Annotated in this window: 11 protein-coding genes; 3 read left to right on the plus strand and 8 right to left on the minus strand. The window is 64.5% G+C overall.

Annotated elements, in window-relative coordinates; translation table 11 throughout:
* Positions 1-10: 10 nt before the first annotated feature.
* Positions 11-1,696, plus strand: coding sequence for an FAD-dependent oxidoreductase (locus ACQR1X_RS10010; protein ID WP_434898741.1), 1,686 nt, complete (start codon positions 11-13; stop codon positions 1,694-1,696).
* Positions 1,697-1,712: 16 nt separating this feature from the next.
* Positions 1,713-3,446 carry a thiamine pyrophosphate-requiring protein gene (locus ACQR1X_RS10015; RefSeq protein ID WP_434898742.1) on the plus strand — a complete coding sequence of 578 codons (1,734 nt, stop codon included), beginning with the start codon at positions 1,713-1,715 and terminating at the stop codon, positions 3,444-3,446.
* Positions 3,447-3,622: 176 nt separating this feature from the next.
* On the opposite strand, the gene ACQR1X_RS10020 is transcribed toward ACQR1X_RS10015, so the two are convergent.
* From ACQR1X_RS10020 to dusB, 8 genes are all read right to left on the minus strand, one after another.
* Positions 3,623-5,290: an HNH endonuclease signature motif containing protein gene (locus tag ACQR1X_RS10020; RefSeq protein ID WP_316178708.1), complete on the minus strand. Its 1,668-nt coding sequence runs from the start codon at positions 5,288-5,290 to the stop codon at positions 3,623-3,625.
* A gap of 474 nt (positions 5,291-5,764) precedes the next feature.
* Entirely contained in the window at positions 5,765-7,144 is a 1,380-nt protein-coding gene (gene hflX / locus ACQR1X_RS10025) for a GTPase HflX (RefSeq protein ID WP_434898743.1), read from the minus strand.
* Between the two features lie 27 nt (positions 7,145-7,171).
* The gene (gene hfq / locus ACQR1X_RS10030; protein WP_006613906.1) at positions 7,172-7,420 is read right to left on the minus strand and encodes an RNA chaperone Hfq; all 249 of its coding nucleotides are present in this window, start codon (positions 7,418-7,420) and stop codon (positions 7,172-7,174) included.
* 270 nt (positions 7,421-7,690) lie between these two features.
* The gene (locus ACQR1X_RS10035; protein WP_315799946.1) at positions 7,691-9,061 is read right to left on the minus strand and encodes a sigma-54-dependent transcriptional regulator; all 1,371 of its coding nucleotides are present in this window, start codon (positions 9,059-9,061) and stop codon (positions 7,691-7,693) included.
* Positions 9,062-9,078: 17 nt separating this feature from the next.
* Positions 9,079-11,424, minus strand: coding sequence for an ATP-binding protein (locus ACQR1X_RS10040; protein WP_434889351.1), 2,346 nt, complete (start codon positions 11,422-11,424; stop codon positions 9,079-9,081).
* Between the two features lie 175 nt (positions 11,425-11,599).
* Positions 11,600-13,042, minus strand: coding sequence for a nitrogen regulation protein NR(I) (gene ntrC / locus ACQR1X_RS10045; protein WP_434889352.1), 1,443 nt, complete (start codon positions 13,040-13,042; stop codon positions 11,600-11,602).
* 9 nt (positions 13,043-13,051) lie between these two features.
* Entirely contained in the window at positions 13,052-14,227 is a 1,176-nt protein-coding gene (locus ACQR1X_RS10050) for a two-component system sensor histidine kinase NtrB (protein WP_315799943.1), read from the minus strand.
* Positions 14,224-15,225, minus strand: a complete 1,002-nt coding sequence (dusB, locus tag ACQR1X_RS10055) for a tRNA dihydrouridine synthase DusB (protein WP_434898744.1) — start codon at positions 15,223-15,225, stop codon at positions 14,224-14,226. The genes ACQR1X_RS10050 and dusB overlap by 4 nt, the downstream gene beginning before the upstream one ends.
* Positions 15,226-15,626: 401 nt before the next feature.
* Between dusB and ACQR1X_RS10060 the strand changes: the two genes are divergently transcribed.
* Complete coding sequence (locus tag ACQR1X_RS10060) at positions 15,627-16,808, plus strand: bifunctional 2-C-methyl-D-erythritol 4-phosphate cytidylyltransferase/2-C-methyl-D-erythritol 2,4-cyclodiphosphate synthase (protein ID WP_434898745.1); 1,182 nt, start codon at positions 15,627-15,629, stop codon at positions 16,806-16,808.
* The last annotated feature ends 117 nt before the right edge of the window (positions 16,809-16,925 follow it).

Consider the following 16,925-nt stretch of genomic DNA (forward strand, 5'->3'; position numbering starts at 1 on the left):
GAGAACTGACATGAAGACGATTCAAACCCAGGTGCTCATCGTGGGTGCCGGCCCGGTCGGGCTGACCGCCGCCATGGACCTTGCCTCGCGCGGCATCGACGTCGTCGTCGCCGAGATCAGGCGCGCCGGAGAGCCGCCCAACGTGAAGTGCAACCACGTTTCCGCGCGGTCCATGGAGGTGTTCCGCCGCCTTGGTATCGTCCAACACGTGCGCGAAGGCGGCCTGCCGGCCGACTTTCCCAACGACTGCGCCTATCGCACCGCGGTCGTCGGCCGCGAGCTGACCCGCATTCCGATTCCGTCCCGCCAGGATCGCTATACGGCGACCGGTGGACCCGACACCGATTGGCCGACGCCCGAGCCGCCCCATCGCATCAACCAGATCTATCTCGAGCCCATCCTGTTCGCTTGCGCCGAGGCGCAACGCGGCATCACGATTCTCAACCGCGTCGAGGTCGATCGGTTCGACCAGGATGAAGACGGCGTGGTCGCGCGGGCGCGCGATCTCGACACCGGCCAGGACATCACCATTTCGGCCGATTATCTGATCGGCTGCGATGGCGGCCGCTCCGCGGTGCGCAAGCTGATCGGCGCACGGCTCGGCGGCACCGATGTCGTACAGCGGGTGCAGTCGACCTACATCCGTGCCCCCGCGCTGAAGGACCTGATCACCCAGAAGCCGGCCTGGATGACGATGTCGCTCAACCCGCGGCGCTGCGGCACTACCGTCTCCATCGACGGCCGCGACAACTGGCTGATCCACAACCACCTCGCGGCCGAGGAAGTCGAATTCGACAGTGTCGATCGCGACTGGGCGCTGCGCACCATTCTCGGCGTCGACGACCGTTTCCAGTATGAGATCATCAGCAAGGAGGACTGGATCGGACGCCGCCTGGTGGCGGACCGCTTCCGCGATCGCCGCACCTTCATCTGTGGCGATGCCGCGCATCTGTGGATTCCCTATGCCGGCTACGGCATGAATGCGGGGATCGCCGATGCGGTCGACCTGTGTTGGATGCTCGCCGGCGTGCTGCACGGCTGGGCTGCCCCCGCCCTGCTGGACGCCTATGAGGCGGAGCGTCAGCCGATTACCGAGCAGGTGTCGCACTTCGCGATGAACCATGCGCTCGCCGTGATGAGCCAGCGGCGCGCCGTGCCTGCCGAGGTCGAAATGGAGGGCCCCGTCGGCGACGCGGCGCGTAGCAAGGTCGGCAAGGCCGCCTACGATCTCAACGTGCAGCAATATTGCTGCGCCGGCTTGAACTTCGGCTACTACTATGACCGGTCACCGGCCATTTCGTACGATGGCGAGACGCCGCCGCCCTACGGCATGGGCCATTTCACTGCGTCCACGGTGCCGGGCGCACGCGCCCCTCATGTGTGGCTCGCCGATGGCCGATCGCTGCTGGATGCGCTCGGCCCGGCCTACACGCTGGTCCGGTTCGATCCGGCCGTCGATGTCACGGCGCTCGTCGAGGCCGCAGCTCGGCATGGCGTTCCCCTAACTGTGGTCGACGTCGACCGGGCCGCGGCCGGCTATGGCTTTGCCGAAAGCCTGCTGCTGGTGCGGCCGGATTCCCACATCGCCTGGCGTGGCATGGCCGCACCGAAAGAGCCCGACGACCTGTTGGGCCGCCTGCGCGGCCTCACAACCCAGCCTGAGGCCGTGCGCCGTGACAATGCCGTCGTCGCCTGATCCTTGCCACCGCGCCATGACCCGCCACACCACCGCGCACTACTTCCTCGAGGCGCTCGTCGAGATCGGCGTCGACTACATCTTTGCCAATCTCGGCACCGATCATGTCTCGCTGATCGAGGAACTTGCGCGCTGGGACAGCGAAGGCCGACGGCACCCAGAGGTGATCCTGTGCCCCCACGAGGTGGTCGCGGTGCACATGGCGATGGGCTATGCGAGTGCGACCGGCCGCGGCCAGGCCGTGTTCGTCCACGTCGATGCCGGCACGGCGAACGCGTGCATGGCCATTCAGAATGCCTTTCGCTACCGGCTTCCTGTGCTGCTGTTCGCGGGGCGGGCTCCGTTCGCGCTGCATGGCGAGCTGCCGGGAGGACGTGACACCTACGTCCACTTCGTGCAGGAGAGTTTCGATCAGGGCAGCGTCATCAGGCCCTATGTCAAATGGGAATACACGCTGCCGTCGGGCGTCGTCGTCAAGGAGGCGGTGGCCCGCGCCGCCGCATTCATGCACAGTGATCCGCCCGGCCCGGTCTACATGATGCTGCCGCGGGAAACCCTGGCCGAGACCTGGGACGAGCAGGCGATGCCGGCCTACCCGGCCGCGCGCTATGGCAGCGTCAAAGCGGGAGGCATCGAGCCGGAACGGGCGCAGGCGATCGCGGACGCGCTGATGAAGGCGGACAATCCGATCGCGCTGACCGCCTATCTCGGCCGCAGCGCCGAGGCGGTTTCCGTCATGGAGCGGCTGGCGCTGGTGTGCGGCATCCGCGTCGCCGAGTTCAATCCCGTCACGATGAACATCTGCCAGGACTCCCCCTGCTTTGCGGGCGCCGACCCCGCCGCGCTCATCGCAGGCGCCGACCTCGGACTGCTCATCGACATCGACGTGCCCTTCATTCCACAGATGCTGAAGGCGGCCGATCGGCTGCGCTGGATCCAGATCGACATCGACGCCCTGAAGGCGGACATCCCGATGTGGGGATTTGCCACCGACCTTCGCATTCAGGGCGATTCGGCCGTCATTCTCCGCCAAGTCCTGGAGATCGTCGTCGCCCGTGCCGACGATGCGTATCTGAGAAAAGTGCGCGATCGGATCGCGAGCTGGCAGCCGGCCCGCGAGGCGGCACAGGCGAAACGCACCGCCGCGGCGGGCCAGAAGGGCTGGACCGGCGCGATCAACCCGGCCTATCTGTTCGCGCGGCTGCAGGCGCATCTGTCGGAGGACGACATCGTCGTCAACGAGGCGGTCCGCAATGCGCCGCTCCTGCAGCAGCAGCTTCGCCGCACCAGGCCGATGACCTATGTGGGCCTCGCTGGCGGCGGCCTCGGCTTCAGCGGCGGCATGGCGCTCGGGCTCAAGCTCGCCGATCCCTCGACGCGCGTGGTGCAGATCGTCGGCGACGGCGCCTACCATTTCGCCGCACCGGATTCCGTCTACGCCGTAGCGCAGCAATACCAGCTCCCGATCCTGACCGTGATCCTCGACAACAACGGATGGCAGGCGGTGAAGGCGTCGGTTCAGCGCGTCTATCCCGATGGCACGGCCCAGCGGACGGACTCGTTTCTGTCCCGGCTCTGCACCGGCCGTCAGGACGAGCAGCGCCGTCTCGCCGACATCGCCAGCGCATTTGGGGCCCATGGCGAGCGGGTCGACGATCCCGATGCCCTCGATGCGGCGATCGAGCGCTGCGTCGCAGCCGTCGATGGCGGTCGCGCCGCGGTGCTGCATGTGGACATCACGCCGCTTTAGTTCGATCGGGCGCGACCAAACGGCGCGGTCTGCCCCGGCGCGGCGATCAGTTCTCTTTGCCTACATCGAGCTCGTCCCTGCTGACGGGGCCACTCTGGAAGTGGTCCTTGCCTGAAGATGTCGACAACTATGGAACGACACGGAGAAGGCCAGTTGAACATGAGGTATGAAATGAATCATGCCGAGCTTCGGGACAGACCCGGTAAATCTTCCAATCTGGCGAGGGACGCTTCCAGATCAGCGATCGCGCTCCCATATCGCGCGCCTGCCACGCTCCGTGCCCTCACTAGGTGCGCCCGTGCTTCCTCCAGACGCTTTACATGCAAGCAGGCCCGCACACGTGCAGCATGTATCGGAAACTTATGCCCTCCATAGCGATTGGCGCGTTCGAAAAACCGCATTGCGAGATCCAGATCAGATCTACAACGAGCAGTTAAGGTACCTAGCATCGTCCAGAACTCCGCTTCATCAACACCGAAGAGCACGTCGTGGCCGAATGCGTCTTGCCCGAAAAAACGCCGTCGCGCATCAGTCAAGATGTTTGCGAGTTGGTTTGGAGCTTCGAGGTCAGTCTCAAACTTAGATAACAGGTTAACATCGAACCACTCTTCATCCACGATGGACCTGCAAGCAATCCAAGCCTTGAAATTGTGGGCATGGTCGAAGCCCTGACGCAATGACTCCGAAAGAAACGAGAGCGCGTCATTCACAATGGTCAATCCCCTGCTTCGATCCTGCGAATATGCAGCAGTCGACGCCTCGCCTATGATGTACGCCACTCGGCTCAACGCAGGACGAAATCCGAAATCGATGCCCTTCCAAAATGCGTCTATCGACTTGGTATATTGAAATGTCTGCCGATAGAAGATTGGACGATATTTTGCAGACGCGCCGTATTCTAGAAGTTCGGGGCCCTCCAAACTCTGGCCTATAGCGGCTATCCGTTCATCATACTCCGCAACCGACCTCAGCGGGAGCAATCTTGCCTTCGAGTATTCCACGAGCAAAGACTGCAGCAACGCCGACGAGGATCTGACGAGAGACAGGCTACGTTTCGCGCAGCGTTCAGCTTCGCTGAACGAACTCTCTTGGTGTGATTGAAGTCGCTGCAAGCGGCCTCGCCACCTGACGACGGCTGACTTCACTATTAAGATATAGGCCAAGGCGTCCTGATCCTCAGCTGAAGCACTAACTGAATCGAGCTTGTCGTTCAGAGCCTTTGCCAATGTGAGCTTCTTTTGCGTATCGAATACGCTGTACTCATCCCTTAAGAAAAGCAGCATAAGCGAAACCGCGACGGGCACCTTTCGCGCGTCTGCTATCTTTCTCAGCAGAGCGGTGCTCGCCTGCAGACCCTTCTCCCATCGAGACGAAGAATAGTCGTTCTCCAACGACGTCGTCTTGAGTTCAAGTCGCGCCAACTCCACCCATTGCACGGCAGTTTCGACCAACGGGTTGAGCGCAATATCGCCTAGAACACGCTCTGCCTCCCGGAGAAGACTGCGCCCCTCTTTTGGTCCGCTCAGGGTCGCCTCATTCATCAGGTCATAGATTCGACCGACCCTGACATCTTGCGCCAACTCGTGGTGGTCGAACCTGAATGGACTGCTCTGAAACAAGTCATCTACGAATCTAGCGACGTGACGAGCTTTGTTCATGACCATCTGGAAGAGGATCGCCGGCGGGTATTCGCTCGGTTTTTCCTGATCGATCAGGTGATGGTGCTTTCGGCAAAGCAGCATCAAGTTGTTTTCAGAATCGAGATCGACGTGCGGAAACGATGCTTTGAATTCGGATCGACTGCCATCATTCACCGGCAGGATGTGGCAGAGTTCGCCGATCATCTCGATGTGCCCATTGGACCATCTTGCAGCGATTTCCCCACAAGCACCGTATTCACAGTGACCAATCGATCTCATAAAGATCGAGGTTCGGACACTCTGTCGGATTTTTTCTCTTGAGGCCATACGCGCAACCCGCATGTCGCTCGACAAAATAATCTCATTTGAACGAAAGGCACTTCTGAACGGCGTGGCCGTCGGCCGCTATTGATACAAATCAATATTATGATTGACACGTTTTAGTTGTAAGTTTTTTGTCTGTAAAGTCATCCGCGTCTGTGAGCCGAGATGGCTGTTAGAGCCGTTGAATCAGCTGCATCTGTTTGATTTTGCTGCGCGATGAAGCTGATGGTGGCCCACTAAGCGGCCGCCGGAGACGCTCAAAGAATATAGCGAATAAGCGCTCAAATCAGTTGATTTGGATGGTTGCGCACTCGATCGAGTGGCAATCGATAGTGGTTGGATACCTTTACTATTCTACGCAACCCGGGGCACGCCGTGATAGCGCTCCACCACGATGTCGCGCTTGGTGGCGTCGACGCGCACGGTCATGTCGTAATGGCCCTCGTGCAGCTCCTTGGCCAGCACCTCGGCATTGCGGTGCAGCCAGGAGATGCCGGCGCCGTCGGCGGCGTCGATGGTGAGGTCCAACGTGGTGCGCGCCGCCGCGAGCCGGTCCTCGATAGTCTGCAGCAGCGCGTCGACGCCCTCCCCGGTTTCGGCCGAGACCAGCAGGCAAGGCCGCTCCGGCGGACGCCGCGCGGCGATGTTGGCGAGGTTCTCGCGCGCAGCCGCGTCGAGCTGATCGATCTTGTTCCAGACCTCGATGATGGTGTCGGTGGCTTCGGGATCGATGCCGAGCTGGCTCAGCACCAGTTCGACATCGTGCTGCTGCGCCTCGGCATCCTCGTGCGACATGTCGCGGACGTGCAGGATCACGTCGGCCTCCAGCACCTCCTCGAGCGTGGCGCGGAAGGCGGCGACGAGCTGCGTCGGCAGGTTGGAGATGAAGCCCACGGTGTCCGACAGCATTGCCTTGCCGCCATGCGGCAGCGTGATCGCGCGCAAGGTCGGATCGAGCGTCGCGAACAGCATGTCGGCGGCCTGGACGTCGGCGCGCGTCAGGCGATTGAACAGCGTCGACTTGCCGGCATTGGTGTAGCCGACCAGCGCCACGACGCGATACGGCACGCGCTGGCGTCCGGCGCGATGCAGCCGCCGCGTCGCCTGGACCTTCTTCAGCTCGTTCTCGAGCCGCGTGATGCGGTCGCCGATCAGCCGGCGGTCGGCCTCGATCTGGGTCTCGCCGGGACCGCCCATGAAGCCGAAGCCGCCGCGCTGGCGTTCGAGATGGGTCCAGGACCGCACCAGACGGCTGCGCTGATAGTTGAGATGCGCGAGCTCGACCTGCAGCGCGCCCTCCTTCGTCTTGGCGCGGCGGCCGAAGATCTCGAGGATCAGGCCGGTGCGATCGAGCACCTTGGTGTTCCAGGCCTTCTCCAGGTTGCGCTGCTGGATCGGCGAGAGCGCGCAATCCATCACCACCAGCTCGACGCCATGGCCGGCGATCACGCCGGCAATCTCTTCGACCTTGCCCTTGCCGAGATAGGTCGCGGGGCGAATCTGCCCGATCGGCGCGAGAATGGCCTCGGCCACGGTCAGCTCGATGGCCCGCGCGAGGCCGGCGGCCTCGTCGATCCGCGCCTCGAAATCACGCATGTCGGATTGGCCTGCTTGCGCGCCATCGTCGCCGCGGCGCGCTCGCAAGTAGGGGCCGACCACGATGACGAGCCCGGTCCCCTTGTTGTCATCCGGCCTCGACAGGCCGATGGTCCCTTCGCGATCGCGGGGTTCCAATCAGGTCACTCTCACGTCAGGTCAGACTCACGCAGACGCGTCCTCGCCACCCTCGAACAGCTGGATCGGCGCTCCCGGCATGATGGTGGAGATCGCATGCTTGTAGACGAGCTGCGAGTGACCGTCGCGCCGGAGCAGCAGGCAGAAATTGTCGAACCATGTGACAATCCCCTGCAGTTTCACGCCATTGACCAGGAAGATCGTGAGCGGCGTCTTGGTTTTGCGGACATGGTTGAGAAAGGTGTCTTGTAGGTTTTGTGCGCGGTCGGCCGCCATTGTTGTTATCTCGCAGTCTTGTGCTTTTTCTTATTGAACCTTCGATGACCCGATCGCAGGCCCCGGATTCATCGAGGTGACCCATGGTCCATTGAGATCCCCCTCGAGGGACCACGGGATGCCGGATTAGAAGACAGGCGAGCATATTAGGCAAGCCGCTTGCAGGGAAGCCGGTTCCAAAAGACCCGGATTCATCCGTAAAATTCCGGAACTCGCCGAATTTTCCAATGTAAATTCGTCCAGTCGGCAAGTTTGGCCGAGCCGAAGGCCTCAGCCGACGCCGAGCGCCTTCAGCTTGCGATGCAGGGCAGACCGCTCCATGCCCACGAACTCGGCGGTGCGCGAGATATTGCCGGAAAAGCGGCTGATCTGGGCGATCAGATAGTCCCGCTCGAACACCTCGCGTGCCTCGCGCAACGGCAGTCCCATGATGTGCTCGCCATTGTTGCTGGTCGGCATCGCCGGCACCATCGATCCCACATCCGGCGGCAGCATGTCCGCGGTGATGATCACCTCCGGTCCACCGGCGGCCAGAATCATCACGCGCTCGACGTTGTTGCGGAGCTGGCGGACGTTGCCGGGCCACACATGCGACTGCAGCACGGCCATGGCGTCCTGCCCGATCTGCCGCTTCGGCAGGCCGGTCGTGACCGAGATCTGGTCCATGAAATAGTCGATCAGCTCGGGAATGTCCTCGCGGCGCTCCGACAGCGGCGGAACCCGGATCGGCACCACCGACAGACGGTGATACAGATCCTCGCGGAAACGGCCGGCGGCAATCTCCTCCTCGAGATTCCGAGCGGTCGAGGAGATGATGCGCACGTCGACGTGCACCTTGGTGGTGCCGCCGGCGCGCTGGAACGTCTGGTCGACCAGCACGCGCAGGATCTTGTTCTGCGTTTCGCGCGGCATGTCGGCGATCTCGTCGACGAACAGCGTGCCGCCGTGGGCCTCTTCGAGCGCGCCGGTCTTGCGCGCCTGCTCGCCATTGGACTGCTCGATGCCGAACAGCTCCTCCTCCATCCGCTCCGGCGTGATCGCGGCGGCGTTGATGACGACGAACGGGCCTTCGGAGCGCGGCGACTGCGCGTGCAGCGACCGCGCGGCGAGCTCCTTGCCCGAGCCGGGAGGGCCGACGATCAGGATCCGGCTGTTGGCCTTGGCGGCGCGCTCGATGGTCTGGCGCAGCTGGTTCATCGATGGCGAGCGACCGGTCATGGTGCTCGCGGTCGGCGCCAGCTGCTTCAGCTCGCGCACCTCGCGCTTGAGCCGCGAATTCTCCAGCGCACGCGTCGCGACCAGAATCAGGCGGTCGGACTTGAACGGCTTCTCGATGAAGTCATAGGCGCCGCGCTTGATCGCGGCGACCGCCGTTTCGATGTTGCCGTGGCCGGAGATCATCACCACCGGCAGGTCGGGGTGGTCCTTCTTGATCTGCTCGAGCAGCTGCAGACCGTCCAGCTTGGAGCCTTGCAGCCAGATGTCCAGGAACACCAGGTTGGGACGGCGGCTCGTGATCTCCGCGAGCGCCGAATCGCTGTCGCGCGCGGTTCGCGTCGTGAAGCCTTCGTCGTCCAGGATGCCGGCGACCAGCTCCCGGATATCGGCTTCATCGTCGACAATCAGAATATCACTCGCCATGGGTCACGCCTGTCTCGTCAGCTGCCGGTCGCGGCTTGGATTTTTGGTTCATCATTGGTCGTTTGAACCGTGTCGGCGGTTTCGCCGCCGGCCTCGGTCTTCTGCGCATTGTCAGACGCCGCCGCCTGCTCCTTCGCGCCCGTCTTGGCGGCCTGGCCGGAGACGGCAAAGCGCAGCCGCATCCAGGCGCCACGCTGGCCGGGACGAAAATCGGATGCGTCCTTCAGCTCGAGCTTGCCGCCATGGTCTTCCAGCACGCGGCCGACGATCGCGAGCCCGAGGCCGGTGCCCTTGGCGCGCGTCGTGACGTAGGGCTCGAGCAGCCGCTGCCGCGCCACCTTCGGCAGGCCGATGCCGTTGTCGATGACGTCGATCAGCACGTCCTCACCCTCGCGCGAGGCGACGACATCGATTCGGCCCTTGCCGAGCTCCGCCTCGGGCACCACCTCGATCGCCTCGGTGGCGTTCTTGATGATGTTGGTCAGCGCCTGCGAGATCAGGCGGCGATCGAACTGCGCGCGCAAGGGGTCCTGCTTGATCTCGGTCTCGATGTCGATCTCGGGATGCGCGACCTTCATCAGGAACACGGCCTGCCGCACGGTGTCGGCGACGTCCTCGCCTTCCATCACCGGCTTCGGCATCCGCGCGAACCGCGAGAACTCGTCGACCATTCGCCTGATGTCGTCGACCTGCCGCACGATCGTCTCGGTACATTGCTCAAATACCGCCTTGTCCTCGGTGATGACCTTGCCGAATTTGCGGCGGATGCGTTCAGCCGAGAGTTGAATCGGCGTCAGCGGATTCTTGATCTCGTGTGCGATGCGGCGCGCGACGTCGCCCCAGGCCGAGGTGCGCTGCGCCGACACCAGCTCGGTGATGTCGTCGAGCGTGATGATGTAGCTGTCGCGGGCCTGGTTGGTCTGCTCGGCGGTGACGCGCACCGACAGATTGCGCTCGTGGCCGTCGCGCTGGATCGTGATCTGACCCTGCACCAGCCGCTGCTTGCCCTCGCGCGCCGTCTTCATCATGTCGTCGAGCTCGGGCAGCACGTCGGAGAGCGGATGATCCAGCACCTCCTGCTCGGCATGTCCGATCAGCTTCTCGGCCGAGCGGTTGAGGATGCCGACGCTGCCCGAGGCATCGACGCCGATGATGCCGGCGGAGGCCGACGACAGAACCGCCTCGATGAAGCGGCGCCGGCTGTCGATCAGGTCGCTGGCGCTGACCAGCTCGTCGCGCTGGGTGCGCAGCTCCTGCGTCATCTTGTTGAAGGTCTGGCCGAGCTGGGCGAGATCGCCTTCCGAGCGATGCACCGGCACCTGGACGTTGAGATCGCCGGTCGACACGGTGTTCGCCGCATTCATCAATTGCCGGATCGGCGCCACCAGCCAGTTGGCGAAGTTCAGCCCGATCAGCACCGAGGCCATCAGGATGGTCAGCGCGATCACCGCGAACATCAGCGCGAACGCGATCTGGATGCCGAAGCGGCGCGCCTCGACCTGGGCGTATTCGGCGACCGACAGCTCGGTCTGCTTGAGCTGCTCGACGACCTGCGGATCGAGCGGGCGCGCGACATAGAGGAACGTGTCGTTGAACGCGCGCAGTCGGATCACCGCGGCGACGTAGTTCGACTCCGGCAGGACCGCGATCTCGGGCTCCTCCTCCCGGACATTGTTGAGGAACTCGGGTGCCGGCGGCGAATAGGCGAGCTGGACCCCGCCGGTCTCGGCCCAGACGATCGGGTTGGTGTTCTTGTCGATGATCATCGCGCCCGGCAGGTTGCGCGAGGCGGCGCTGGTGGTGAGCAGCTCGCGGAAGCTGGCGCGATCCTGGTCGAACAGCGGCCTGGCGCGCGCGATGTCGGTGGCCATGCCAATGATGTCGCCGCGGATGAACTGCGCATGCTCCTGCATGTAGGCGCGCGCGATGGTCAGCGAGTTCTGGATCGCGACCTTGGCCGGTCCGGAGAACAGCCGGTCGAGGCCGCGGTCGATGGTGACGTTGGCCGCGACCGCGACCAGCACCGCCGGCAGCACCGCGATCACCGAGAACAGGCTGACGATCTGGACGTGCAGCCGCGCCGCCGCCCGGCCGCGCCGGCGGGCCTGCACCACCTGCCAGACCTCGCGAATGATGATCCCGACCAGGACCAGGATCGTTCCGGCGTCGATCAGGTAGAAGGTCTTGACGACGTCCGTCGTGGGCTCGACCGGGGTCAGCCCGACCAGCACGATGAAGGTGAGGAAGGCCGACAGCAGCGCCAGCGCCACCGCCACCGGCGCCAGCCAGGTGCGCCAGGTCCAGCGCCGGCCCTCGGTGGACGACGAATCGAAGGGGGTGGCCGATGTCTCTGCGCTGGTCATTCCGGCAAGGTGGGTGATGCTGAACGCGGCACGTCCGGGAATCGGACTGATGCATTCCTACCACGCTGTTGCCAAATTGCGACAAATCCGCGGCGCGGGAGCGCGTCGCGGATTTGTCTACATTAATTCTTACCTGAGGCGGGCTTGAGTCCGCTTCAAAGGTATCAAATAACCGTCAACCGCCGCTGCGATACACCTGGATGTCGAGGTCGCGAATCTTCTTGCGCAGCGTGTTGCGATTGAGGCCGAGCAGATCGGCGGCGCGGATCTGGTTGCCGCGCGTCGCCGCCAGCGCCGCCGTCAGCAGCGGGATCTCGATCTCCTTGAGGATGCGGTGGTACAGCCCCGGCGGCGGCACGCCGTTGGGAAAGCCCTGGAAGTGCGAGGACAGATAGGCCTCCACGGCGCCGCCGAGATTGTCGATCGAGGTCGGCGTGTTGGAGCCGGTGGTCACCGCCGGCGGCGCCAGCTCGCCGTCGATCACCGATGACGTGATGACGTCCTGCGGATACAGCGCCGCCAGACGCCGGGCGAGGTTCTCCAGCTCGCGGACATTGCCCGGCCAGCGGTGCTGCTTCAGCCGCTCCAGCGCGGCGGCATCGAGCTTCTTCGGCGGCAGCCCGTCCTTCTCGGCCAGCGCGAAGAAGTGCCGGACCAGATCCGGCAGGTCCTCAATGCGCTCGCGCAATGGCGGCAGCCGCAGCGGCACGACGTTGAGGCGGAAGAACAGGTCTTCCCGGAACAGCCCCTGCTGGATCAGGATGCGCAGATCCTTGTTGGAGGCCGCGACGATGCGCACGTCGGTCTTGATCGGGGTGCGGCCGCCGACTGTGGTGTACTCGCCCTGCTGCAGCACGCGCAAAAGCCGCGTCTGGGCCTCCATCGGCATGTCGCCGATTTCGTCGAGGAACAAGGTGCCGCCCTCGGCCTGCTCGAAGCGGCCCGAGGCGCGGGTGTTGGCGCCGGTGAAGGCGCCGCGCTCATGGCCGAACAACTCGGACTCGATGAGGTCGCGCGGGATCGCCGCCATGTTGACCGCGACGAACGGGCCGTTGCGGCGCTTGCCGTAGTCGTGCAGCGCGCGCGCCACCAGCTCCTTGCCGGTGCCGCTCTCGCCAGAGATCATCACGGTCAGATCGGTCTGCATCAGCCGCGCCAGCACGCGGTAGATGTCCTGCATCGCCGGCGAGCGGCCGACCAGCGGGATCGATTCGAACTCGCCGTCGTCGGGCTGGCTCGCCGCCCGCTCCTTCGGCTCGGCCAGGGCGCGGCCGACGATCGCGATCAGCTCCTTCAGGTCGAACGGCTTCGGCAGATACTCATAGGCGCCGCGCTCCGAGGCCTTGATCGCGGTCATGAAGGTGTTCTGCGCGCTCATCACGATGACCGGCAGGTTCGGCCGCATCTTCTTGATGCGCGGCAAGAGGTCGAACGCGTTCTCGTCCGGCATCACCACGTCGGTGATGACGAGATCGCCCTCGCCCTGGCTCACCCAGCGCCACAAGGTGGCGGCATTGCCGGTCAGCCGCACCTCATAGCCGGCGCGTGACAGCGCCTGGTTCAGGACCGTGCGGATGGCCGTATCGTCATCGGCAACGAGAATGCTACCTGCAGGCATAGGTGGTCCTCAATTTGATCCCTGTGAGGCATGCAACGGCGTCCCCGAAACGTCATCGCGATTGCTTTGGTCTGGTTGTTTGGTTGCGCTGTACATCGGCATCAGCACCCGGAAGGTCGTCTTGCGCGGCTGCGACTCGCACTCGATGATCCCGCCATGGTCGCCGACGATCTTCGCGACCAATGCAAGTCCGAGGCCGCTTCCGGTCGGCTTGGTGGTCACGAACGGATCGAACAGGTTGGGCATCAGGTCTTCCGGCACGCCGGGGCCGTTGTCCCTGACGCAGAACTCCAGCGGCAGCGACACCCGCGACTTCTTGCCGGGCACCGACAGTCGCACGCCCGGGCGGAACGCGGTGGTGAGCTGGATCTCCGCATCCGAGCCGAGGTCGACGACCGCTTCGGCGGCATTCTTGACCAGGTTGAGAAACACCTGGATCAACTGGTCCTGGTTGGCGAGCACCGGCGGCAGCGACGGATCGTAATCCTCGACGAAGCGGATGTTGCGGGCAAAGCCGGATTGCGCCAGCCGCTTCACGTGGTCGAGCACGGAGTGGATGTTCACCGGCCCGCGCGCCACCGGGCGGTCGTCGCCGAACACCTCCATGCGGTCGACCAAAGTCACGATGCGGTCGGCCTCGTCGCAGATCAGCCGGGTCAGCATGCGGTCCTCCGAGGAGGCCTGCTGCTCCAGGAGCTGCGCGGCGCCGCGGATGCCCGACAGCGGATTCTTGATCTCGTGCGCCAGCATCGCGGCCAGCGCGATCACCGAGCGCGCGGCGCTGCGATGGGTAAGCTGGCGGTCCATCTTGTCGGCGATGGTGCGCTCCTGCAGCATCACCACGATGTGGCCGGGCCGCTCCGGCAGCGGCGCGACGTGGAGGTCGACGAGGCGATCGGCGCCGGTGCGCGGCGTGCCCAGATCGACCTTGTACTCGTTGACCGGCGCGCTCGTCGTGCGGACCTGGTCGATCAGCGCCAGGAGCGGGCTGCCAAACGGCACCAGCTTCTTCAGCGACTGCCGCTGCAAAAACTGCGTCGAGGAATCGAAGAACGATTCCGCCGCCATGTTGGCGTCCATGATCATGCCGTCCGGGCCGATGACGAGAACCGGATTGGGCAAGGCGTTGAGGATGGCGTCGCCATCCGACGGAAGTCGCTTGCGCTGTTCTGCGGCTGAGCTCATGCGGCTGCACTCCAGGCAAAATCGTCGAAAGCGTCACGCAGCGCCCGATGCACCAAAGACGGCTGCTCGGACGTGAGGATACGGTCGCGCCAGGCCTTCAGTTTTTCGGCCGGCGCGCGGGCGTGCTCGGCGGCGACGTCGAGCCCCCAGCTGAGATGCTTGCGGGCGTGGCGCAGGCCGACACGCTCGCCGTAATGGCGGCAGATCTCGTCATAGAGCGCCGTGAGCAGTGCGAGCTGCTGCGCCAGCTCCGGCGCGCCCTCCTCCGCCCCGCCATTGAGCTGGCGGCCGATCTGACCGGGCAGCCAGGGGGCGCCTTGCGCGCCGCGCCCGATCATCACGGCATCCGCGCCGGAGGCGTCGAGCGCCTCGCGCGCGTCTTCGTAGGTGGTGATGTCGCCGTTGACGACGACCGGCAGATCGACGGCGTCCTTCACCGCGCGCACCGCGCTCCAGTCGGCCTCGCCCTTGTAGAACTGCTGCCGGGTGCGGCCATGCACCGTGATCAGCTGCACGCCCGCGGCCTGCGCGCGGCGCGCCAGCTCCGGCGCGTTCAGGCTGCGCTCGTCCCAGCCGAGCCGCATCTTCAGGGTCACGGGCACATCGACGGCCTCGACCGTCGCCTCGATCAAGGTCAGCGCATGATCGAGATCGCGCATCAGGGCCGAGCCGGACTGGCCGCCGGTGACATGCCGCGCCGGGCAACCCATGTTGATGTCGATGATATCGGTGCCGCCGTCCTCGGCGACCCTGGCGCCCTCCGCCATCCAATGCGCCTGGCAGCCGGCGAGCTGCACGACATGTGGCCCGATGCCGCTGGCCTCGCAGCGCAACCGGGATATCCACCGCCCGCGCACGAGATCGTCGCTCGCGGTCATCTCGGACACCACCAGACCGGCGCCGAGCTCGGCCGCGAGTCGGCGGAACGGCGCGTCGGTGATGCCCGACATCGGCGCCAGAATGGCCCGGTTGGCGAGCGAAACGTCGCCTATCTTCAAGGCTTTGGCTGGTGGTTTGGCCGGACCGGTCACGAACGACTCTTAAAGCTCTTTGGACGCATCATCGCGTCTGCGCTGCACTCTCAAGCACAAATCTTGGGCAGTCAAGCGCCATGCCTACACTTTAGCCAAAACGATCAGTATTTCAAGTGCAGTGCAGCAAAATATGCTTGTTCGGCAGTCATGGTAAACCCTTGAGCCGCCGGATTTTTGCATGGCTCCACGGCGGTTCGCAGCAGCGGATCGGCCTTCAAGTGCCTCACGGCGCCTTACGAACGCGTCGCGGTCGCAGTCGCCGCTCAAGTCATGTGTGATCCTGCTCGCTTAACATCCTCTGCAGATGTAAGAAGCCGGCAAATCTCCTCACCCTGGTCTTTCATCAGCATCGATATCCTGTTCCCATGACGACTTCTCAGCGGACTGCAGCCATCCTCGTCGCGGCCGGACGCGGCCTGCGCGCCGGCGCCGGTGGTCCGAAGCAGTACCGCACGATTGGCGGCCGTACCGTCATCCATCGCGCGCTCGCCGCCTTCGCCGATCATCCCGAGGTGGCGGTGGTCCAGCCGGTGGTGAATCCCGATGACATCGACATCTTCAATGCTGCCGTATCAGGCCTGCGCCACGAGGTCCCCGCACATGGTGGCGCAACGCGCCAGGCCTCGGTGCTGGCAGGCCTGGAAGCGCTGGCGCCGCACAAGCCCGACATCGTGCTGATCCACGATGCCGCGCGTCCGTTCGTCACGCCGGCCGTGATCTCGCGCGCGATTGTCGCGGCCGGCAAGACCGGTGCGGCGATTCCCGTCGTGCCGGTGACCGACACCATCAAGGAGGTCGGAACGGGCGGCGACATCACCGCGACGCCGGAGCGCGCGAATCTGCGCATCGCGCAGACGCCACAGACCTTCAAGTTCGAGACGATCCTCGAGGCGCATCGCCGCGCCGCGCGCGAGGGCCTCACCGAGTTCACAGATGATGCGGCGATTGCGGAATGGGCGGGATTGACCGTCGCGACCTTTGAGGGCGATGTTGCCAACATGAAGCTCACCACACCGGAAGATTTCGTGCGCGAGGAAGCGCGCCTCGCTGCCACCCTTGGCGACATCAGGACCGGCACCGGCTACGATGTGCACGCCTTCGGCGAAGGCGACCATGTCTGGCTGTGCGGCCTGCGTGTGCCGCATAGCAAGGGCTTCCTGGCCCACTCCGACGGCGACGTCGGTTTGCACGCTCTGGTTGATGCAATTTTGGGCGCCCTGGCCGATGGCGACATCGGCTCGCACTTTCCGCCCTCCGACATGAAGTGGAAGGGCGCCTCCTCCGATCAGTTTCTCAAATACGCCATCGAGCGCGTCACGGCGCGCGGCGGCCGCGTCGCCAATCTCGAGGTCACGATGATCTGCGAGCGGCCGAAGATCGGCCCGCTGCGTGACCAGATGCGCGCCCGCATCGCCGAGATCACCGGCGTCGACCTCTCGCGCATCGCCGTGAAGGCCACCACCAGCGAGCGGCTCGGCTTCACCGGCCGCGAGGAAGGCATCGCCGCCACGGCAAGCGCGACGATCCGGCTGCCGTGGAATGTTTGACGGGAGTCCCGGCGAGCAAGTGATGGAAGCAGTCGATGCCCGAAGAAGACATCGACTGCTGAGTTGAGACACGAGATCAAACTGATCTCTGGACCTTGGAATCGAGTTGTCACCGCG

This window comes from Bradyrhizobium sp. HKCCYLRH3073 (assembly GCF_051167995.1).
In the GTDB taxonomy this organism is placed as follows: domain Bacteria; phylum Pseudomonadota; class Alphaproteobacteria; order Rhizobiales; family Xanthobacteraceae; genus Bradyrhizobium.